Genomic DNA, 19,612 nt, shown 5'->3' with positions numbered 1-19,612 from the left:
CACGCTACCTTACGGAGCGTTCATTATCCGGGTCCTCCGAGGCGTCCTCCGGCACCTGCTCTCCATCGATGTCGTCCTCCGTCGCCGCGCCGTCGTTCGAGGCGACTCGCTCTCCGGCGATTTCGTCGTTGGTCACTTTGTCGTCGTTCGTCTCAGCAACCTCATTATCGTTCACCTCGGGCACCTCATCGTCATTTATTTCTGCGGCCTCGTCGCCGTTCGCCTCTCCGTCTTTGCCGGCGTTGAGACCGGGGCCCAGCCAGGTGAGCACGACACCGCCGACGACAATCGTCGCAACGGCGGTGTTGCTGAATCCGCTCGTGCCGAGAGCCTCCAGTACGACGCCGTAGCCGCTGCCGAGAAACAGCATCCCCCCGCCGAGGAGACTGTACGTCGACTCTTCGGCGTTCTCGTATAGCTCCATGAGGCCGAGGTTCGCGGCCCCGAGAAAGACGAGCACCCGGGCGAGCCGCTCGGCCCATGCAGTGCCCGTCACCAGCGCGTAGATGCCGATGATGACGATCCCGAGAAAGATTCCAAGCAGCGCGACCGACTGCGCCGCGACGACACGATTCGGTGATGACATACTGGAACGTCCCGCCCGACACCCTCGAATCTTGCGATTCTGCGGCTCAATGCACACAAATCATTTATTCAGCGGCCGGCTAGTGTTGCATATGTACGTCCGGGACGCAAAAAACCGAGAAGAGGTCTGGTTGCTGGACCATATCGAAGCGATGGGGCTCGACGAGACCGCGTTTCGCTCGCGGGATTACGTCATTGCGCTCGACGAGCAGTCCGGGACGAAAGCGGGCTTCGGCCGTATCCGTATCCACCGGATCGACGAGGGGGAACTCTGTGAACTGACCAGTATCGGCGTCCTCGACGGGTGGCGCGAGCAGGGCGTCGGCGCGCACGTTATCGAACGGCTGATCGAACACGCCCGCGACGAGGGGTTCGAGCAGGTCTACAGCCTCACGGACGAGCCGGGCTATCTCATGCAGTTCGGGTTCCAGGGTATCCCGGCCGCGGAGCTCCCCGAGAAACTGCAGGAGCGTCTCGAAGCGAAACGAGAGAACACCGCGCCGGACGCCGTGCCACTCGTCATCGACGTCGACGAGTTCCGGATGCCCGACCGACTCCGCGAGCGATTCAAGAACGCGCGAGAACAGAGCTCCGACGAGCCGGATGAGCCCGCAGAAGACTTCGGCATCGACCCGGAGTCGGCGACGTACAAATACGATACGGGTTAGGCGGCACTTGCCGCGGTCAAGCGCCCTGTTCCTCACCGATTCCGTATTTGAACGCGACCCAGCCGATGACGGTGATGAAGATGATCGGCGGGAGCATGACGAACACCCACAGCGGTTCGGCTCCCCAGACCATCACCAGTGCGACGTTCGCCAGCCCGAGCAGGAGAAACGGGAGGATGTACAGCGCCGCCCTGATCCGGCTGGTGCCCGGCGAATCGTCGTCGGTCTCGGGGAACGGCGCACTCATTACTGACGACTGGGTGCTACACGATCAAAAACGGCGCGGTCCATCATCCGGCGTCGCCGCGTTCCGTCTCCGGTGAACTGTCATCTCCTACCGACCATCCGGCGAGCGCCCGTTTCGTTCCGAAATGTAACTCGTCCTTGTCAGGCGGATCGACAACCCATACGGCACCGTTGAGTTCACTCGGTTGGACCGTTATCGATCCGTCGACGTAGTCGGCCCGGAAGAACACGCGGAGCATATTGAGACGCTCCTCGTACCCCTCACAGATGATGCGGTCGTGGCGGAGATGACTGATCGTCCGCGGTTCGATATCGATCCCGACCTCCTCGCGAACCTCGCGCTCTACAGTCCGATCGAACGGCTCGTCGGTCTCTCTTCCGCCACCGGGGAGACTCCACTTCGTGTTTCCGCGGCCCAGAATCAGGAGAACGCGCTCGCGCTCGGGACCGTCCACGGGGAGCGTCTCCGAAAGCGGAGCCTGTTGCTCGGGCCATCGGCGGACGAGCGCGTAGGCACTGCCGACGTAGCCGTTCTCCGAGCCCTCGAGCCACTGCTCGAACCGATCCGGGTCGACGGCGTCAGTGCGCTGGTACACGGGTTTCTCGCCGAAGCGATCGAAGAGCCGATCGCGATGGCGCTCGACTGCGTCGAGTTTGATCTCACGATAGCTCATGACGTTCGGTTGTCTGTGCAGTCCGGTAAAAAGACTGTCAATATACAGCGGACTCGAATCGCCGTCGCCAATCCTTATGCACCCGGCCACCAACGTGGGAAACGATGTTCGACCCCGACGACCTGGAGGCGATCCGCGCCGGGAAAGACGAGTGGGAGCGCGAGCAGGTCGAGCCGACGCTCGAACGCTTCGGCGAGCGCCGGGAGCGGTTCACCACCGACACCGGCGGACAGGAGGTGCAACGGCTCTACACGCCCGCCGATATCGCCGAACAGGACTACGAGGAGGACGTCGGGTACCCCGCCGAGGAGCCTTACACCCGCGGCGTCTATCCCACGATGTACCGCGGGCGGCTCTGGACGATGCGCCAGTACGCCGGGATGGGCACCGCACGAGAGACCAACGAGCGGTTTCACTACCTGCTCGATCAGGGACAGACGGGGCTTTCGATGGCCTTCGACCTCCCGACACAGATGGGCTACGACTCGGACGACTCGATGGCCCAGGGGGAGGTCGGCAAATCCGGCGTCGCTATCGACTCGCTCCGGGACTTCGAGACGGTGTTCGACGGTATCCCGCTCGCGGACGTCTCGACGAGCATGACGATCAACGCGCCCGCATCGGTACTACTCGCGATGTACATCGCGCTGGGCGACCAGCAGGGCGTCCCCCGCGAAGAGCTTCGCGGCACGATCCAGAACGACGTGCTCAAGGAGTATATCGCGCGGAACACCTACATCTACCCGCCCGAGCCGTCGATGCGGATTATCACCGACATCTTCGAGTTCTGCGCCGACGAGACGCCGAACTTCAACACAATCTCCATCTCCGGCTATCACGTCCGGGAGGCGGGTGCGACTGCCGCGCAGGAACTCGCCTTTACCCTCGGCAACGGTATCGAGTACGTCGACGCGGCCGTCGAGACCGGCCTCGACGTCGACGAGTTCGCACCGCAGTTATCCTTCTTTTTCGCCGCCCACAACAACATCCTCGAGGAGGTGGCCAAGTTCCGTGCCGCCCGTCGGATGTGGGCCCGAATCATGGAGGAGCGCTTCGACGCCACCGATCCGGCGTCTAAACAACTGAAGTTCCACACGCAAACTGCGGGCTCGACACTGACCGCCCAACAGGTCGACAACAACGTCGTGCGCGTCGCCTATCAGGCGCTCGCCGCAGTGCTCGGCGGTACCCAGAGCCTCCACACGAACGGGAAAGACGAAGCGCTTGCGCTGCCGACAGAGGAGTCCGTTCGGACCGCGCTACGCACCCAGCAGATCCTCGCCCACGAATCCGGCGCTGCCGACACTGTCGACCCGCTCGGCGGAAGCTACTACGTCGAGTCGCTGACCGACGACCTCGAAGCGGAGGCGTTCGACATCCTCGACTCCGTCGACGAACGCGGCGGGATGCTCCGCGCCATCGAGGACCAGTGGGTCCAGCGCCAGATCCAGGACGTCGCCTACGACCGCCAGCAAGAGACCGAATCCGGCGACCGGATCGTCGTCGGCGTCAACAAGTTCGAGATAGAGGAGCGCCAGGAGATGGATCTGGAGGAGGTCACCGAGGAGGACGAACGCCGACAGATCGACCGACTGAACTCGGTCCGCGAGGAGCGCGACGACGAGGCCGTCGAAGCGAAACTAAATACGCTGCGCGAGACCGCCCAGAGCGACGGCAACCTGCTCCCGCCGATGATCGAGGCTGTGAAAGTCTACGCGACGGTCGGCGAGGTCTGTGACGTGCTCCGCGACGAGTTCGGCGAGTACCGCGGCGCAGGCGCAGTCTGAACGGAGCGTGGGCGCGGTCGCCGCCGGCATCGATGGTTGTCGCCCGACTGGAAGCCACCAAACGCTAAACTACTTGCCGGTAGTCGAATACTGTATGCAGTTTCATCACACGGGTGTCGCGACGCAGGACGCTGACCAGTTGATCGATCTGTACGGTGCGCTGTTCGACGCACCCGTCGTTCACGAGGAGGAACTCGACGGCCTGCGTATCGTCATGCTCGAAGTCGACGGGGGCTACTTCGAGCTACTCGAACCCATTCAGCACGCCACTGTTGCCCGATTTCTCGACAAGCACGGCCCCGGCGTCCACCACGTCGCGGTCCTGACAGAGGATATCGAGGCGGCCCTGGAGACGGCCCGCGAACTGGAAATCGAATGTATCGACGAAGAGCCACGGGAGGGCGCGTGGGGCCACGACGTCGCCTTCCTGCATCCGAACGACACCGGCGGCGTGCTGGTCGAGTTCGTCGAGGAGTGAGTGGGTCTCGCATTGCTCGCGAGGCCTCACTCTTTTTGAGGCCTCACTATCTTTCAGACCTCGTCCTCCCCAACCGGTGTCGCGCCCACGGAGGGGCGCGAGTGCCCTCGCGCGCGTCCCTCGCGCACGCCGGACGGAGGATTAGCCCTTGATGTTGCAGACGGGGAACGTCCGGGCGACCTTGTCGCCGATACCGAGTGCGTCCGAGACGCGGACGACCTCGTCGACGTCCTTGTAGACGCCGGGGGCCTCCTCGGCGACAGTCGCGCCGCTCTGGGCCTTGACGTAGATCTGCTGGGTCTCGCGCAGGTCGTCCTGGACGTCGCCGCCCCAGAACTCGTTTTTGGCCTGGGTGCGGGACATCAGCCGTCCCGCCCCGTGAGCCGTCGAACCGAACGTCTCATCCATCGATCGGTCGCCGCCGCGCAGGACGTAGCTTCCCGCGCCCATGCTGCCGGGGATGATGATCGGCTGGCCGACGTCACGGTAGGCCGCCGGAACCTCCGGATGGCCTGCGGGGAACGCTCTGGTCGCACCCTTGCGGTGGACGTAGAGTTCGCGTTCCTCGCCGTCGACGGTGTGGGTCTCCTTCTTCGCGATGTTGTGGGCCACGTCGTAGAGCAGGTTCATCTCCATCTCCTCCCACGTGCGGTCGAACACCTTCTCGAACACGCGGCGCGTGCGGTGCATGATGACCTGGCGGTTCACCCACGCGAAGTTGATCGCTGCACACATCGCGCCGTAGTACTCCTCGGCGAGTTGGGAACCGGCTGGTGCGGCAGCCAGTTCCTTGTCCGGCAACTGATTCAGGAGGTCGCTATGGGTCTGCTCGATCTTTCGGAGATAGTCGTTGCAGGTCTGGTGGCCCAGCCCCCGACTCCCGCAGTGGATCAGGACGACGATCTGATCCTCTTCGAGGTCGAACTCGCCGGCCACGTCCTCGCGGAAGACGTCCGTGACGCGCTGGACTTCGAGGAAGTGGTTCCCGCTCCCCAGACTCCCGATCTGGTTCTTCCCGCGATCCTTCGCCTTCTGGGAGATGGCTGACGGATCGGCGTCGGGTCGGCGTCCCTCGTCCTCGCAGGCCAGCAGGTCGGCCTCGACGCCGTAGTCCTCCTCGACGGCCCACTCGACGCCGTTCTCGAGGATGGCCTCGATCGTCTCCATGTCGCTTTCGACGACCCCGCCGCCGCCCAGTCCCGAGGGGATGTTCGCGAAGAGGTTGTCGACGAGTTCCTCCTCGTGACCTTGGACGTCGTCGTAGCTCAGATTCGTCGTCATCATCCGGACGCCGCAGTTCGAGACAATGAACCCATCCGCGATGAAGTTGTGTGCGCCGTGCTCGACACCGATATCGTAGACCGACTCCGTGCCGACGCAATCGATCGATCGGATTCGATCCGACACCATGAGGTTATCACCGACGGTGATCTCCTCACAGAATTCCTCGAATCCGGGGAAATCAGCCGGTGGCCGAGGTCGACCCTCACGGCCGCTCCAGACGCTACGTTCGATGAACCGGTCGTTGATCTCGAAGTCCATTTTGATCGCTTCGACGGATTGCCCACCGTCTGCCAGTGTTCGTGCCTGATCGGCGATCGATGTGCGCCGGTCAATTACTGTCTCCTTCCGTTTCAGGTACTGGAGCGCCTTGCTCGCTTTGCGCCGTTTCTCCTGATTGTATCGGTACCCCACTGCAGAGAAGAACCGAATCAGGTTTTGGCTATCGTTTTTGATGGCGAGGCGAAGCCGAACGGTCTCCCGATCGGCATTCGAGTCGGTCCCGAACCGCTCGATCTCGTTCGTCTCGATATCGAGATCTGCGAGGAACGAGGCAATCTCGGCCATGAACTGTTCGCCTTCATCAGCGACGTCCACCACACGAGTCTGTGAGACTTTCGGACAGTACAGGTTCTTGTCGTGTTGGGCTGCAGGCTCGTTCATTTCGGCCCCGAAATACGCCGACACGTACAGTGCCTTCTGCCAGTCTGCTAGCCGGTCGAAGTACGACGGCGTGGTAAACGAGGATTGGATCTTCGTCCCCTCCGGCGCACCCAGTTCCACGAGCATCCGCTGGAAGCCCTTCGAGGTCGCTCGCGTACTGTGCTCCGTGCTCTCGAACGATCGACCATCTATCTCGTGAGAACGAGTCCGTTCGTAGATCTTCGAGGGTTTGAACCCGATCGCACTGATGTCCGTCCGGATCTTCTCTAGGTCTTCGGGCTCGCCGTAGAACCAAGTCTGTCCCCCGCTTCCGATTGCTCCGTCTCCTGTGAAGAATCCGACAAGTTTGAGGAGTCGGTTGAATTCGTTGTCAGTCGACTTCAGCGGGAGCAGGTCGCGATCTTTCAGTGCTTGAACGAGCTGTAGGTTTTCGTCCTCGAAATCCGCTTCGGTCAGTACTGTGAACTCCTCGGGATCCTCGTGTTTGATGCCGCGGAACGGCTGAACCATCACTTCGTCCCCGTTCGAGAGTGCTCCGAGTTCACACATTCCGTCCGGGGTCAGGAAGGGGTGATCACTCGTCGCGGTGATCCGCTCCCCAGTTTCGGTTTCGACCTCATAGACCGTTGCGTCTTCCCGTTCAGTGAACAGCCGTATCGAGGACGGGGTCAGCGTATCGTCCGCGACCATCGCCCGTTCGTCCTCAAACCGTGTTTTGAGGTCCTCGATGGATACCGCCCGACCGTGTTCGAGGAGCACCTCTGTGTCACCCGTGAGGCAGTTGATGTCATAGCCGACCGCGCCCGGGGAGATACAGCCGTCTTCGGCGTCGAGCGCGCCGACGCCACCAACGGGGAAGCCGTAGCCCTGGTGGCCGTCGGGCATACAGATGGCGTGTTTCGTGATCCCCGGCAGGTGTGTCGTGTTTTTCAACTGCTGGAGCGTCTTGTCCTCGGAAATCTCGTCCAGTAACTGCTCGCTGGCGAGCACGCGCGCCGGGGCGCGCATCTCGCCTTCCTGGGGAATCTCCCAGACGTAGTCCCGAACCTTATGCAGGGTGATGCCGTCGGCGTCGTAGGTAGTCATACGCGAATATGCAACGCGAACGGCCCAATAGGTTTCGACGTGTCTCGACGCTGTCGTGTCGCTAGCGAACAGGTGACACGGCTCGCATGGTGGGAGGTCGCTGCCAGCACGGCGTATCACGGTCTCTGCGGACGGGGTGAACACCGTAGCATGCGGTAAGTGAACAACTGCGTGGAAGACGTGGAGAAACAAGGCTTTTGCGGGCGTGGTGAGCATCGGAGAACAATGACCGAGGACGTCTGTGTGCTGATCCCAACTCTCGACGAGGCCGAAACGATCGGGGACGTGATCGACGGCTTCCGAGCGGAGGGCTACGAGAACGTCCTCGTGATCGACGGCGGTTCCGCGGACGAGACGCGAGAGATCGCGCGCGACCACGGGGCGCGCGTCGTAGAGCAACGGGGCGAGGGGAAGGGACAGGCAGTAATAGAGGCGCTCGAGGAGATAGATGCCGAGTACGTCCTGCTCGTCGACGGTGACGCCACCTATCGTCCGGAGGACGCGGATGCAATGCTCGAACCGCTCCGCGAGGGGCGTGCGGAACACGTCATCGGCAACCGGTTTGCCGACATGCACCCCGGCGCGATGACCCGCCTCAATCGGCTCGGAAACCGGCTGATCAACCGGACCTTCGCCGTCGTGCATCACCGCAATCTCACGGACGTACTCAGCGGCTACCGCGCCTTCAGCGTCGAATCCATCGAGCGACTCGACCTTTCCTCGAACGGGTTCGGGATCGAGACCGAACTGGCAGTCGAGTGTGTCCGACAGGGCATCGACACCGAGGTCGTCCCGATCGGCTACCATCCACGCCCGGATGGCTCGGAGACGAACCTGCATCCGCTGCGGGATGGGGCAGTGATCGCCCTCACGCTGTACCGACTGGCGAAACTGAACAACCCCATTCTGTACTACGGGGCGATCGGTAGTACGAGCATGCTCGCCGGGGGCGTGCTCGGCCTCTACGTCGGCTATCGGTGGTTCGTCGAAGGGATCAGCCACGAGGTGCTCGCCCTGCTGGGGTCCTTTGCGATCCTGCTCGGTATCCAGATCATCATGTTCGGCGTGCTCTCGGACATGATCGTGACCCTACACCGGGAGCAGCGGCGGCGGATCGAGCAGATCACCGACGACGAGGAGTGAGCAGAAAGGAACCAGTGCGCGAACCTGCGCGAGCAGGCCGACTGACGTCGATTTTTCCGCGTTCCCGAGCGAAGCGCCGTAGCCGTGGCATAGCCAAGACCACCTCTCTGCTCGTCGAGCGGCCCACCGTAGTCCGGAAGGTCTTATCAGCCTCGCCTCTAACGTCCCGACATGACCGAGTACACCACCGTCTCGATCCCGAAGGATCTCGCGGACCGAGTCGACGAGACGATCGAGGGAACGAGCTTTTCCAGTACGAGCGATCTGGTCCGGTTCATGCTCCGGAGCATCGTCATTCAGCACCAGAAACGTGGAGAGCTAACCGAGGCCGAGTTCGAAGAGATCGCCGACCAGCTAAGCGAGTTAGGCTATCTGGAGTAGCTCAGAGGCCCTCGAACGAGTCAGTGGGCGGGACGGCATCGATAACAGTTAGCGACCGCCGTTCGCCGGACCGATTGAAAGCGGCGACGTCTCCGGCCTCCCACGGCGGTATCGCGACGAGGATCACTTCGTGAAGGTCGTCTTCGAGCGTGACATCCAGACTCCCGTCCGGATGGGAGAGGAATCGCCCCTGCGTCTGGTGGGGCGGGATGGTGAAGTCCATGCCGAAGACGGCATTGACTGATCGGTCGCCCTGGGGAACGTACAGGTCGGTGAAAACGGGCGTGTTCGCCGGGAGGTCGTTCGCGCCGTCGAGTTCGTCTGCAGGCGTCACCGAGAGCGCCATGCTCACCGGATCGGGATCCTGCTCGGCGGCGTACTCCAGCAAAGCCTCCTGTAACCCCTCGGTTACGAACACTCCGGTATCGCGGCTCACTACCGGTAACTTGCGGAGAGCGAGTGTTAACGGTGTCGCTCGGTTACCTCACTCAGAACGGGAGCACCGACCTGGCGTTCTCCAGGTACAGTCTGGGCATCCGCCTGCGCGACCCGGCTAGCGCGTCACGCATCACTCGGGTTGCGTCGTTGAGGATCGGCGTCCCGTGACCGATGAGGATCCGTTCGGGATCGAGGTTCTCGAAGACGTCACGCGGCGGCGTCGTCCGACGGAGCGGGTGGACGCCCAGTCGCTCGTCGCCCGCGAGGAAGTAACTCGCCCGCCCGAGGGATTCCGGAACGACCAGCGTGCCGGTCTCCTCGTCGTACAGCGCGACCTCCTTCCAGACGCGCCTGGTCACCACGGGCAGCACCTCGAAGCCAGTCTCGGCAAGCCGGTCGTCGAACCGCTCGATATCGGCGTCGAGATCCTCGGCGACGTCGTCCATCGATTCGTGGACGTACACCGGCACGTCGTGGCGGCGCGCAATAGCGGCGCTGTCTCGTTTGTGCCGATCCAGCAGGATGACGATGCCCGCCACGGGACCGTACTCGTCAAGTTTCTCGTCCAGGCCGTCGGCGTCCACCGGATCGACCAGCCACACTTCGTCGTCGACGACGAGTGCGTGGCTCGCGCGCTTCATTCCCTCGTCGGGATACGCGATCCAGCTCATTCCGATATCCCAGTCTACCGTCTTCTCGAGTTCGGCTGCTCCGCTGGCTTTGATCGGCATCTGTCTGCCCACAACTCGGGGTGCAAGCCCGATAAACCCACCCCAACGTCCCGAGAGGAACCGCCAACAGATCCGAGTGATATGTGAACACCCACCAAGAGTAGGGAATATATACGACGGGCCGCTAGCCGCTCGCGTGGCATCGCCGTACGACATCCTGGGCGTCGAGCGCGGAGCGGACGACGAGGAACTGCTCGAAGCGTATCGGGCACGGGTCAAGGAGACACATCCGGACCACGGCGGATCGGCGCGCGCGTTCCAGGCTGTCAAGACGGCGTACGAACGGATCGAGGCGGGCAAGGCGGGTCCGATCTCGGTCCACGAGAACGACACGGATCCCGTCGACGAGGCAGAAGAGGAGCGCTTTCGCGTCGAGTTCCTGAACTATCAGCGCCTCGACGAGCAGGGCTGGAGCCTGGAAGACGAAGATCTGTTCGAGAAAGCGGCCGGTGCAAATCTCGGACAGGCCGATTACGGCGAGATTACGGTCGAGAAAAACGAGACGTTGCTCGAAGCCGCCGAAAACAGCGGGCTGGCGTGGCCATTTGCCTGTCGCGGCGGTGCGTGCTCGAACTGTGCCGTCGCGGTGATCGAGGGGGACGTTCCGCCGCCGACGAGCCACGTCCTCACCTCGGAGATGATCGACCGGGGGATCCGACTGTCCTGTATCTCCGCTCCGGTCACCGAGGACACGAAAGTCGTCTTCAACGTGAAACACCTGCCAGCGGTCGAGGACCTGTTACTCTCGGAGAGCCGGTTCAATCGCGCCTACTCGACGGATTGAGCGTTACAGTTGGCCGGTGTCGATACTCACATCCGGTGGCGAGACGATCAGGAACCCGCGGAAGTGGACGAGTTCGCCGTCCTCGTCGCGTACGTCTCGGGCAAACCCGGCGGCCAGTTCGTTGATGTCGCCCTCGACGGCGAGGACGAGGACGTTTCCGGCGATCACAGTTTCGACCCACTCGTCCGGTTCCGTCGTGCCGTCGAGTACGCCGAGCACGACGCGTCCGTCGAACGCTTCGCCCTCGTCTTCGTCCTCGATGTGGTCCTCCATCGAACGGAGATCGAGGTTGAAATCGGTCATATCGCATCAGAGGTAACCCCCCGAGAAAAAACCTTCTCAGTCCGACGGGGCGACGAGCCGTCAGGTCGCACCCAGAGAGACGGCGCAGATACCCCATCGCTCGTACCGATAGGTACAACGATGATTTGGCCTAACAGTGGGGTTTTGTGTTCTACGCGTGACAGTTACGCATGATCCGACGTAGATTCGTGCTGGCCGCTGGTGCGACAGTGGCTACTGCTGGCTGTCTGGGCGACGACGGCCCGGAGGAGGAAGTCGTCCGTATCGACGACCGGATCCTCGATGCGGAGTCGTTCGAGTTCGACGTGGCTGAAGACGACGAGACGGAGGTCGTCGTCCATGTCCGCGAGGTGGGTGTGGCCGACGTAGCGCTACTGGATCCCGGCGAGGAGGACGATCCGGTGATCAGCGACACGCTGGAGTACGTCGACTCTTCTGTCAGGGAAACCTACACACCGACGCTCGATCCCGGAGTGGTCTAGACGCTCGATATCGACACCGACAATACGGTCATCGACGTGGTCGTGACGTCGTACTGGTAGGATTCGAGTCGCGCGTTCCCGTCGATAGACGAGCGGTACCCGTCAGCATGCCGTAGATGCCGGTTTGTAATTTTTGCCGGCCAAAGCAGGTCGACGATTGGCCGAACGAACGACACACTTATATACTGAGACATGATTCACTAAGATACCATGTCCGACCAAACGTCCATGGATTCGTCCTCTGACACCAGTCAGGGGGGTCGAGTTCTTCCAGGGCACGTTAGATTCAACTGACGAAATTGAGTCAGCACGCGTTTTCGATACCACACTCCGCGACGGAGAACAATCACCACGGACGTCATTCTCGTACGAAGACAAACGCGAGATAGCGGCCGTGCTGGACGAGATGGGTACCCACGTCATCGAGGCCGGGTTCCCCGTCAACTCCGATGCGGAGTTCGAGGCGGTGCGTGACATCGCCGAGAACACATCGACGACGACCTGCGGATTGGCGCGGGTCGTCGACAAGGACATCGAGGCCGCAATCGACAGCGGCGTCGAGATGGTCCACGTGTTCTCCTCGACGAGCGACGTTCAGATCGAGGATTCGATGCACGCGACCCGTGAAGAAGTAGTAGAGCGTTCGGTCGCGGCCGTCGAGCGAGTCAAGGACGCAGGACTGACCTGCATGTACTCGCCGATGGACGCGACCCGTACTGACGAAGGGTACCTGATCGAAGTGATTGAGGAGGTCTCGGATGCCGGGACCGACTGGATCAACATCCCAGACACGTGTGGCGTGGCGACGCCGCGACGGTTCTACGACCTGATCAGCACGGTCGTCTCCCACACCGACGCGAACGTCGACGTTCACACCCACGACGACTTCGGACTGGCGACCGCCAACGCCCTCTCGGGCATCGAAGCGGGCGCCAGGCAGGCGCAGGTGTCGGTCAACTCGATCGGCGAACGCGCCGGCAACGCCGCATACGAGGAGTTCGTGATGGCTATCGAGTCGGTCTACCAGGTCGATACTGGCATCGACACGTCGCGTATCACCGAACTCTCGCGGCTGGTCGAGGAGAAAAGCGGGATCGACGTCCCGGGCAACAAGCCCGTCGTCGGCGAGAACGCGTTCTCCCACGAGAGCGGCATCCACGCCGCAGGCGTCATCGAGAACTCCGATACGTTCGAGCCGGGCGTCATGACCCCAGATATGGTCGGCGCCCACCGCGAACTGGTGCTTGGCAAACACACCGGCAATCACTCGGTCCGCGAACGGCTAGAAGAGGCCGGCTTCGCTCCCTCCGACGACGAGGTCCGCGCGGTCACCCGCGAGGTGAAAGACCGCGGCGCGGAAAAGGAGCGAGTGACACTGGCGATGCTGAAGGAGTTCGCACGCGAGCAGGGCATCAAGCGCACGGAGGAGGTCCGCGCCTGATGACCGCGTCCGGGTCCGCCGGTAGTGACAACTGCGAGCGACTGGTCTACGACCGGTACTCGATAACACACAAGAATTATGTACTCAAAGAGCATCAGGTACGGCGTGATGAAACGGATCGCTCCGACTGGTGCCGCCACTGCCACCAGCGGACGGTCCGTCCGGCGTCTTCTCGGTGTGATTGTAGGGGCTCTATAGCCCCACCACTACCACAGTTTTCGACCCCGACCGTATCGACCATAGATCACACAGCCACCGCTCGAACCATGTATCGACCTCGACACCCACGACGACAGTATAGCCAGACAACCACGCCACCAGAACGGCCATCGGCGGGTGCAGGCGCATGAGTGAGCCAGCACACGCCGCAGAGATCACGGACAGCGAGGAGGAAACCGACCAGGAGCCGGTTACCACCGGCGCTCAGTCCGTCGTTCGCGCGCTCGAAAACGACGGCGTCGAACACCTCTTCGGCGTCCAGGGCGGGGCGATCATGCCCGTCTACGACGCGCTGTACGACTCCGACCAGCTCACGCATATCACGATGGCCCACGAACAGGGCGCGGCCCACGCTGCGGACGCCTACGGCGTCGTTGCAAACGACCCGGGGGTCTGTCTGGCGACGTCCGGCCCCGGCGCGACGAACCTCATCACGGGAATCGCCGACGCGTCGATGGACTCCGACCCGTTCGTTGCGCTGACCGGTCAGGTCCCGACGAACTTCGTCGGCAACGACGCGTTTCAGGAGACGGACACGACCGGCGTGACCGATCCGATCACGAAACACAACATCTTCGCGGACGACTCCGACCGGGTCGGCGACGACGTCGGGTCCGCACTCGCGCTCTCGCGTGAGGGGCGGCCCGGCCCGACGCTGGTCGATCTGCCCAAAGACGTCACCAACGGCGAGACCGACCAGGAACCAGGCGAGGCCTCGGTGCCGGATACCTACCAGTACAGGGAACACGCCGAGACAGAGAGCGTCGACGAGGCGGCGAGCGCCGTCGAGGAGGCCGCACGGCCCGTCATCCTCGCCGGCGGCGGCGTCATCCGAAGCGAGGCTTCCGAGGAACTGTACGAGTTCGCGACGCGCTACGAGATTCCCGTCGTCACGACGATGCCGGGCACCGGCGCGTTCCCCGAAGACCACGAACTCTCGATGGGCGGCGGCGGGATGCACGGCACCGGCTTCGCCAACATGGCCCTGCATCACTCCAGCCTGCTCATCGGCATCGGCACGCGCTTCGACGACCGACTGACCGGCGGCATCGAGACGTTCGCGCCGGAAGCAGAGGTCGTCCACGTCGATATCGACCCCGCCGAGATATCGAAGAACGTCCACGCCGACTACCCGCTGATCGGCGACGCGGGGACCGTCATCGAGCAACTCACCGACGCAGTCGGGCGAACGCCCGACGCCGACACCTGGCGCGACCAGTGCAAGGAGTGGAAAGCCGAGTATCCGATGGACTACCCGGTCCCCGAAGACCGGGCGCTCCAGCCGGAGTTCGTCGTCGAGGCGCTCGACGAAGCGACCAGCGACCGTGCAATCGTCACCACCGGCGTCGGCCAGCATCAGATGTGGGCCTGGCAGTACTGGGACTGGCTCGAACCGGGCACGTTCGTCAGTTCAAACGGGCTGGGAACGATGGGCTACGGGCTGCCGGCAGCCATCGGCGCCCGCGTCGCGGCCGACGACGACCAGGAAGTCATCTGCTTCGAGGGCGACGGCTCCTTCCTGATGACGATGCAGGAACTGTCCGTCGCGGTCCGCGAGGACCTCGATATCACCGTTGCGGTGCTGAACAACGAGTATATCGGGATGGTTCGCCAGTGGCAGGACGCCTTCTTCGAGGGGCGACACGCCGCCTCGGAGTACGGTTGGTGTCCCGAGTTCGACAAACTCGCCGAAGCCTTCGGCGCGCATGGCGAGGCCGTCGAGAACTACGACGAAGTCCCCGACGCCGTCGAGGCCGCGATGGAGTACGACGGTCCGACGGTCATCGACTTCCGCATCGACCCACAGGCGAACGTCTACCCGATGGTTCCCAGCGGCGGTAACAACGGGAAGTTCGCACTGTCGGAAAGCCAACTGGACGAGATCTAACAATGAGCGACGATACAGATTCCAAGGCACTGGATGGACCGCACCCGAACGAGCGACCGGAGACGTCGCGACGGCGCAACGCACAGGGGATCCGGATCGACCCCGACGCCGAGGCCGAACCGGATACCGAACGCGCGGTGCTCTCCGCGCTGGTCGCTCACGAACCGGGCGTGCTCGCCAAGGTCGCCTCGCTGTTTAGCCGGCGACAGTTCAACATCGAGAGCCTGACCGTCGGCGCGACGACCGACGACGACCGCGCGCGGATCACGCTCGTCATCGAGGAGCCCGGGCCGGGCGTCGAGCAGGCCAAAAAACAGCTCCAGAAGCTCGTCCCGGTCGTCTCCGTGACGGAACTGCCGAGCGACGCGACGAGGCGGGACCTCGCGCTGATCAAGGTCGACGGCACCCATCCCGACCAGGTCAACGCGATGGCCGATATGTACGGCGGACAGGCCGTGGACGCGGGCCAGGAAACTGTCACTATCGAGGTTACGGGCAGTGAGCAGAAGATCGACGCCGCGGTCGAGGCGTTCGAGCGGTTCGGAATCGAGGAGATCGTTCGCACCGGAACCGCGGCACTCACGCGGGGTGCGGAGCAGACGGCCGCCAAAGTGCCACCGACCGCGGAACCGGAAAGCAAAGAAGTGCCGGCCGACGACTGAAGATTGAGAAACATATGGCAGACGAGTTTACCACGACAGTATACCACGACGAGGACGCGAACAGTTCGTATATCGAAGACAAGACGGTCGCCGTACTCGGTTACGGTAGCCAGGGGCACGCCCACGCGCTCAACCTCGACGACAGTGGCGTCGACGTGATCGTCGGCCTGCGCGAGGACTCGTCCTCGTGGCCGGAAGCCGAAAGCGAAGGCCTGCGCGTCGAAACGCCGGACGTCGCCACCGCCGAGGCCGACATCGTCCAGATGCTCGTGCCCGACACGATTCAGCCTGCAGTGTACGAAGCCATCGAGGACGGTCTGGAAGCGGGCGACACGCTCCAGTTCGCACACGGGTTCAACATCCACTACGGCCAGATCCGACCGCCGGAAGACGTCGACGTGACGATGGTCGCGCCGAAGTCCCCGGGCCACCTGGTCCGCCGAACCTACGAGCGCCGCGAGGGCGTTCCGGGACTGATCGCGGTCTATCAGGACGCGACCGGCAACGCCAAAGAGCAGTCGCTCGCCTACGCGGAAGCTATCGGCTGTACGCGAGCAGGCGTCATCGAGACGTCGTTTCAGGAGGAGGTCGAGACCGACCTCTTCGGCGAGCAGGCCGTCCTCTGTGGCGGCGTCACTGACCTGATGAAACAGGGCTACGAGACGCTCGTCGACGCCGGCTACTCGCCCGAGATGGCCTACTTCGAGTGCATGAACGAGATGAAACTCATCGTCGACCTCATCTACGAGGGTGGGCTGATGGGGATGTGGAACTCCGTCTCCGACACCGCCGAGTACGGTGGACTCACCCGCGGCGAGTACGTCGTCGACGAGGAGTACGCCCGCGAAGGGATGGAGCAGGTGCTCGAAGAGGTCCAGAACGGCGAGTTCGCCCGCGAATGGATCACCGAGAACCAGACGAATCGACCGAGCTACAAACAACTCCGCGCCGCCGAGGAGAACCACGAAATCGAAGCCGTCGGCGGCCGCCTGCGCGAACTGTTCGCGTGGGAGGAAGCAAAAGAAGAAGTCCCAGCAGATGACTGAACAGATGCGAAACGTCGATCACACCCACCCGTTCGGTGACAGGAGTGCTGCCCGCTCGTTCGAGCGCGGCCCGACCGTCGTCACCGACGGTGGACAGGACGAACAGACCGAGGAACGAATGGCGGACGTCGACCACGTCCCGCCCCACGGCGAGGGCGCGAGTCCGGTCTTTAAGCGCGGGAAGAAGCGGCAGGCTGACGTATCCGTGAACGTAGCAGTAGATAAGGACAACAGATGAGCAAGGGAACGCTATACGACAAGGTCTGGGAAGAGCACAAGATAACCGAACTTCCGACCGGGCAGGACCAGCTGTTCGTCGGACTCCACCTCATCCACGAGGTCACCAGTCCGCAGGCGTTCGGAATGTTGCAGGAGCGGGGACTGGAAGTGGCCTATCCGGAGCTAACGCACGCGACGGTCGACCACATCGTTCCGACGGCGGACCAGTCTCGCCCGTACAAGGAGGACGCCGCCGAGGAGATGATGGCTGAACTCGAAGAGAACGTCCGCAACGCAGGTATCGAGTTCTCGGACCCGACGACTGGCGATCAGGGAATCGTCCACGTCATCGGACCGGAGCAGGGGATCACTCAGCCCGGAAAGACGATCGTCTGCGGGGACAGTCACACCTCAACTCACGGCGCGTTCGGTGCGCTCGCGTTCGGCATCGGGACGAGCCAGATCCGCGACGTGCTGGCGACCCAGACCATCGCGATGGAGAAACAGAAGGTTCGCAAGATCGAGGTCAACGGTGAGCTCGGCGAGGGCGTCGAAGCGAAAGACATCATCCTCGAAATCATCCGCCGGCTCGGCACCGAGGGCGGCGTTGGCTACGTCTACGAGTACGCCGGCGACGTGATCGAGAGCCTGGGAATGGAAGGCCGAATGTCGATCTGTAACATGTCAATCGAGGGCGGTGCCCGGGCGGGCTATGTCAACCCCGACGAGACCACCCTCGAGTGGCTCGAGGAGACCGACTACTTCCAAGAGAACCCAGGGGAGTTCGAGAAACTGAAACCCTACTGGGAGTCGATCCGATCCGACAAGGACGCAGAATACGACGACGTCGTCACCATCGACGCGAACGAACTCGACCCCGTCGTCACGTGGGGGACGACGCCCGGTCAGGGCGTCGGCATCAACGATCCGATCCCAGCGCCGGAAACGCTGGCCGATGACAAACAGAACACCGCGAAGCGCGCCCAGAAACACATGCGTGTCGAACCGGGCGAGACGATGGAAGGCTACGATATCGACGTTGCCTTCCTTGGCTCGTGTACCAACGCCCGCCTGCCCGACCTGCGCCGCGCCGCGGGCATCGTGAAGGGCCGCGAGGTTCACGAGGACGTCCGTGCGATGGTCGTTCCCGGCAGCCAGCGCGTCCAGAAACAGGCCGAAGAGGAAGGTCTCAAGGACGTCTTCGAGGAGGCCGGGTTCGAGTGGCGAAACGCCGGCTGTTCGATGTGTCTGGGCATGAACGAGGACCAGCTAGAGGGCGACGAAGCCTGCGCGTCCTCGTCGAATCGTAACTTTGTCGGTCGACAGGGAAGCAAGGACGGCCGCACCGTCCTGATGAACCCACGGATGGTCGCCACCGCGGCGATCACCGGCGAGGTCTCTGACGTGCGCGATCTGAAAGAGGTGACTACAGTATGACCGACGAAATCGAGATTCCGGAAGTCAACTACGTTACCGGGTCGGGTATCCCCGTCCGCGGAAACGACATCGACACCGACCAGGTGATCCCCGCCCGCTTCATGAAGGTCGTCACCTTCGACGGACTGGGCGAGTTCGCCTTCTTCGATCAGCGGTTCGACGACGAAGACAACCAGAAAGAACACCCGTTCAACGACGAGGAATTTCAGGACGCGAACGTACTGGTCGTCAACGCGAACTTCGGCTGTGGCTCCTCCCGCGAGCACGCCCCCCAGGCACTGATGCGCTGGGGTATCGACGCCATTATCGGCGAGAGTTTCGCCGAGATCTTCGCGGGCAACTGTCTCGCGCTGGGCGTCCCGACCGTGACTGCCGACCACGAGACGATCAACGCACTACAGCAGTGGGTCGACGACAATCCCGACGGCGAGATCCAGGTAGACATCGACGCCGAGACCGTTACGTACGGTAGCAACGAGATCAGCGTCACCGTCGACGACGCTCAGCGCAAGGCGCTGGTCGACGGCGTCTGGGATACCACAGCGCTGATGAAATCCAACGCGCACTCTGTCCGCGAGAAATCTGAGAGTCTGCCCTACGTGCAGGATACTGCGATCCCCGAAGCCGAGTAACCGGCTCTCTTGGCGATTCGGTCGGTAGTGGGAAGAAAATTATCTTCCGTTATATATCAGCCTGCATATAAAAACTGTATCTGTGCAAATGTTAAGCGCGACGTCGTCGAGACGTTCGCGGAGAGCTCCACGGACAACTGCAGGTCGCTTGGCATCCCCGCCGCAACCGCCGACAAAGAGACCGTGAGGAACCTCCGGAAGTGGCTTCGGGAGCATCCCGATGGTGACGTCGAATCCGACGGCTGTCGGCCTGGTTCGTCGCGATCCGAACGTTCCTGCGTAATTTGTCGACTGCCCCGGAGAAACCCTATCATCGACCACTACATATCAGTTGTATT

21 protein-coding genes and 1 pseudogene are annotated in these 19,612 nt (G+C 62.7%); 14 read left to right on the top strand and 8 right to left on the bottom strand.

What is annotated here, in order from left to right:
• Window positions 1-4: 4 nt before the first annotated feature.
• Complete coding sequence (locus ACFQL3_RS06055; protein ID WP_377052350.1) at window positions 5-586, bottom strand: hypothetical protein; 582 nt, start codon at window positions 584-586, stop codon at window positions 5-7.
• A 91-nt stretch (window positions 587-677) separates the two neighbouring features.
• Between ACFQL3_RS06055 and ACFQL3_RS06050 the strand changes: the two genes are divergently transcribed.
• The gene (locus ACFQL3_RS06050) at window positions 678-1,253 is read left to right on the top strand and encodes a GNAT family N-acetyltransferase (protein WP_377052348.1); all 576 of its coding nucleotides are present in this window, start codon (window positions 678-680) and stop codon (window positions 1,251-1,253) included.
• Window positions 1,254-1,269: 16 nt separating this feature from the next.
• On the opposite strand, the gene ACFQL3_RS06045 is transcribed toward ACFQL3_RS06050, so the two are convergent.
• Together ACFQL3_RS06045 and ACFQL3_RS06040 are read right to left on the bottom strand one after the other, a co-directional pair.
• Window positions 1,270-1,500, bottom strand: coding sequence for a hypothetical protein (locus ACFQL3_RS06045; RefSeq protein ID WP_377052346.1), 231 nt, complete (start codon window positions 1,498-1,500; stop codon window positions 1,270-1,272).
• Window positions 1,501-1,543: 43 nt separating this feature from the next.
• Window positions 1,544-2,173 (bottom strand): NUDIX domain-containing protein, encoded by a 630-nt coding sequence (locus ACFQL3_RS06040; protein WP_377052344.1) that lies wholly within the window; start codon window positions 2,171-2,173, stop codon window positions 1,544-1,546.
• A gap of 104 nt (window positions 2,174-2,277) precedes the next feature.
• Here ACFQL3_RS06040 and ACFQL3_RS06035 point away from each other — a divergent pair, with 104 nt between their 5' ends.
• Together ACFQL3_RS06035 and mce are read left to right on the top strand one after the other, a co-directional pair.
• On the top strand, window positions 2,278-3,960 hold the full coding sequence (locus ACFQL3_RS06035) for an acyl-CoA mutase large subunit family protein (RefSeq protein WP_377052342.1): 1,683 nt from the start codon (window positions 2,278-2,280) through the stop codon (window positions 3,958-3,960).
• A 94-nt stretch (window positions 3,961-4,054) separates the two neighbouring features.
• Window positions 4,055-4,438, top strand: a complete 384-nt coding sequence (mce, locus tag ACFQL3_RS06030) for a methylmalonyl-CoA epimerase (RefSeq protein WP_377052340.1) — start codon at window positions 4,055-4,057, stop codon at window positions 4,436-4,438.
• 141 nt (window positions 4,439-4,579) lie between these two features.
• Here the strand turns inward: mce and ACFQL3_RS06025 are convergent, their stop codons facing one another.
• Window positions 4,580-7,168: an RtcB family protein gene (locus tag ACFQL3_RS06025; RefSeq protein ID WP_377057032.1), complete on the bottom strand. Its 2,589-nt coding sequence runs from the start codon at window positions 7,166-7,168 to the stop codon at window positions 4,580-4,582.
• Window positions 7,160-7,468 (bottom strand): annotated as a pseudogene (locus ACFQL3_RS06020) (RtcB family protein); the annotation flags it as partial. The gene ACFQL3_RS06025 and the pseudogene ACFQL3_RS06020, both read right to left, overlap by 9 nt.
• 225 nt (window positions 7,469-7,693) lie before the next feature.
• On the opposite strand from ACFQL3_RS06020, the gene aglJ reads away from it, so the two are divergent.
• Both aglJ and ACFQL3_RS06010 read left to right on the top strand, forming a co-directional pair.
• On the top strand, window positions 7,694-8,611 hold the full coding sequence (aglJ, locus tag ACFQL3_RS06015) for an S-layer glycoprotein N-glycosyltransferase AglJ (protein WP_377052338.1): 918 nt from the start codon (window positions 7,694-7,696) through the stop codon (window positions 8,609-8,611).
• A gap of 171 nt (window positions 8,612-8,782) precedes the next feature.
• Entirely contained in the window at window positions 8,783-8,992 is a 210-nt protein-coding gene (locus tag ACFQL3_RS06010) for a ribbon-helix-helix domain-containing protein (RefSeq protein ID WP_377052336.1), read from the top strand.
• A gap of 1 nt (window position 8,993) precedes the next feature.
• Here the strand turns inward: ACFQL3_RS06010 and ACFQL3_RS06005 are convergent, their stop codons facing one another.
• Together ACFQL3_RS06005 and ACFQL3_RS06000 are read right to left on the bottom strand one after the other, a co-directional pair.
• On the bottom strand, window positions 8,994-9,428 hold the full coding sequence (locus ACFQL3_RS06005) for a hypothetical protein (protein WP_377052334.1): 435 nt from the start codon (window positions 9,426-9,428) through the stop codon (window positions 8,994-8,996).
• 52 nt (window positions 9,429-9,480) lie between these two features.
• Window positions 9,481-10,161, bottom strand: coding sequence for a hypothetical protein (locus tag ACFQL3_RS06000; RefSeq protein ID WP_377052332.1), 681 nt, complete (start codon window positions 10,159-10,161; stop codon window positions 9,481-9,483).
• A gap of 136 nt (window positions 10,162-10,297) precedes the next feature.
• Between ACFQL3_RS06000 and fer the strand changes: the two genes are divergently transcribed.
• Window positions 10,298-10,945, top strand: a complete 648-nt coding sequence (gene fer, locus ACFQL3_RS05995; protein ID WP_377052330.1) for a ferredoxin Fer — start codon at window positions 10,298-10,300, stop codon at window positions 10,943-10,945.
• A 3-nt stretch (window positions 10,946-10,948) separates the two neighbouring features.
• Here fer and ACFQL3_RS05990 read toward each other — a convergent pair whose 3' ends face one another.
• Complete coding sequence (locus ACFQL3_RS05990; protein ID WP_377052328.1) at window positions 10,949-11,248, bottom strand: DUF5779 family protein; 300 nt, start codon at window positions 11,246-11,248, stop codon at window positions 10,949-10,951.
• A gap of 170 nt (window positions 11,249-11,418) precedes the next feature.
• Here ACFQL3_RS05990 and ACFQL3_RS05985 point away from each other — a divergent pair, with 170 nt between their 5' ends.
• From ACFQL3_RS05985 to leuD, 8 genes are all read left to right on the top strand, one after another.
• Window positions 11,419-11,730, top strand: a complete 312-nt coding sequence (locus ACFQL3_RS05985; RefSeq protein WP_377052326.1) for a hypothetical protein — start codon at window positions 11,419-11,421, stop codon at window positions 11,728-11,730.
• 205 nt (window positions 11,731-11,935) lie between these two features.
• On the top strand, window positions 11,936-13,171 hold the full coding sequence (locus ACFQL3_RS05980) for a LeuA family protein (RefSeq protein WP_377057030.1): 1,236 nt from the start codon (window positions 11,936-11,938) through the stop codon (window positions 13,169-13,171).
• Between the two features lie 346 nt (window positions 13,172-13,517).
• Window positions 13,518-15,278, top strand: a complete 1,761-nt coding sequence (gene ilvB / locus ACFQL3_RS05975) for a biosynthetic-type acetolactate synthase large subunit (RefSeq protein ID WP_377052324.1) — start codon at window positions 13,518-13,520, stop codon at window positions 15,276-15,278.
• A gap of 2 nt (window positions 15,279-15,280) precedes the next feature.
• Window positions 15,281-15,940 (top strand): acetolactate synthase small subunit, encoded by a 660-nt coding sequence (gene ilvN, locus ACFQL3_RS05970; RefSeq protein WP_377052322.1) that lies wholly within the window; start codon window positions 15,281-15,283, stop codon window positions 15,938-15,940.
• A gap of 14 nt (window positions 15,941-15,954) precedes the next feature.
• Window positions 15,955-16,986 carry a ketol-acid reductoisomerase gene (ilvC, locus tag ACFQL3_RS05965; protein ID WP_377052320.1) on the top strand — a complete coding sequence of 344 codons (1,032 nt, stop codon included), beginning with the start codon at window positions 15,955-15,957 and terminating at the stop codon, window positions 16,984-16,986.
• The gene (locus tag ACFQL3_RS05960; RefSeq protein WP_377052318.1) at window positions 16,979-17,224 is read left to right on the top strand and encodes a hypothetical protein; all 246 of its coding nucleotides are present in this window, start codon (window positions 16,979-16,981) and stop codon (window positions 17,222-17,224) included. Before ilvC ends, ACFQL3_RS05960 begins: the two co-directional genes overlap by 8 nt.
• Complete coding sequence (leuC, locus tag ACFQL3_RS05955) at window positions 17,221-18,642, top strand: 3-isopropylmalate dehydratase large subunit (RefSeq protein ID WP_377052316.1); 1,422 nt, start codon at window positions 17,221-17,223, stop codon at window positions 18,640-18,642. Before ACFQL3_RS05960 ends, leuC begins: the two co-directional genes overlap by 4 nt.
• The gene (gene leuD, locus ACFQL3_RS05950; RefSeq protein ID WP_377052314.1) at window positions 18,639-19,274 is read left to right on the top strand and encodes a 3-isopropylmalate dehydratase small subunit; all 636 of its coding nucleotides are present in this window, start codon (window positions 18,639-18,641) and stop codon (window positions 19,272-19,274) included. Before leuC ends, leuD begins: the two co-directional genes overlap by 4 nt.
• The last annotated feature ends 338 nt before the right edge of the window (window positions 19,275-19,612 follow it).

Source organism: Natronoarchaeum sp. GCM10025321 (assembly GCF_042663585.1).
Classification (GTDB): Archaea; Halobacteriota; Halobacteria; order Halobacteriales; family Natronoarchaeaceae; genus Natranaeroarchaeum.
This window is presented reverse-complemented; position numbering and strand designations above follow the sequence as displayed.